The sequence below is a fragment of the Vibrio sp. D173a genome (assembly GCF_030248475.1).
Genome location: NZ_JAHGAH010000586.1, coordinates 1 through 901, shown reverse-complemented (window position 1 = coordinate 901; position 901 = coordinate 1). Strand labels below are relative to the sequence as shown.

The 901-nt window shown below is 45.4% G+C and carries 2 protein-coding genes; both read right to left on the bottom strand.

All coding sequences use genetic code 11. The annotated features are described in order from the left end of the window. Positions 1–52: 52 nt before the first annotated feature. Positions 53–499: a ribosomal protein S18-alanine N-acetyltransferase gene (gene rimI, locus KIV40_RS27710; RefSeq protein WP_285352408.1), complete on the bottom strand. Its 447-nt coding sequence runs from the start codon at positions 497–499 to the stop codon at positions 53–55. Further along, positions 492–839, bottom strand: a complete 348-nt coding sequence (locus tag KIV40_RS27705) for a DNA polymerase III subunit psi (RefSeq protein WP_285352409.1) — start codon at positions 837–839, stop codon at positions 492–494. The genes rimI and KIV40_RS27705 overlap by 8 nt, the downstream gene beginning before the upstream one ends. Positions 840–901 lie beyond the last annotated feature (62 nt).

The window sequence follows — 901 nt, the reverse complement described above, 5'->3', positions numbered from 1 at the left end:
AAAAGCTCAACCTAAGTTGAGCTTTGCCAATATCGATGTGAGCGAGGGAAAGTTAAAAGAAGATGTAACTCATGATGATTGCATCTTCTTTGCCTGTTGCCGTTGGGTAATAATTTCGGCGACGGTCAACCTCATTGAATCCTACCCACTCATACAAACCAAATGCGTTAAGGTTGCTTTCACGCACCTCAAGCCATGCACTTTCTGCCTTTGCTTGTTCACAGACCAATAGAAAATGCTCAATCAAAGCTTTGCCATAACCTTTGCCTTGATGGTGAGGAGCAACAGCGATGTTCAGTAGCGTTACTTCGCCAACGATGTTTTGCGCATAGAAGTACCCAACCACCTCGTCATCGACTAGCATCACGTGATGGCAGCCGCCGCGACTGTCGAGATCGCGAATCATGTTTTGTGACCAAGGGTGAGTATGAGCTAGCTGCTCAATCTGCCAGATTGCATCAAGGTGCGACTCTGACATGGAGATAAATTGACTATTCATAAGAACAAATTTGTTGCCACAAAGCTCGACGTTGCTGGTTGTTGCCATCGATGTGAGATAATAAAGGGGACTGCAGCGTTTTAGCCGCTATATCAGTATCTGATTCACACCCTGCGAATACATACTGCGCTTGTGACAGATCCAGTTTGATGCTTTTTAGCACTCGCTTAAACATCTCAGCTAGCGCGCCTTGAGGCTTTTCTGGTGAGACTAATAGTAACTGGCATGTTTCAGGCAGTTTAACGAGCTCGGTCTGATAACCAGCCAGACGCTCAGGGTGGCTCAGTTCCCACTGAGTAATCCCCATTTCTTGTAAATACTGCGCATGAATCTGTGACATGTGTTTGCCTATATGACTGAGCTCAAGGTTGAATCGAGCTGATACTAACAAAAAATAAAGGA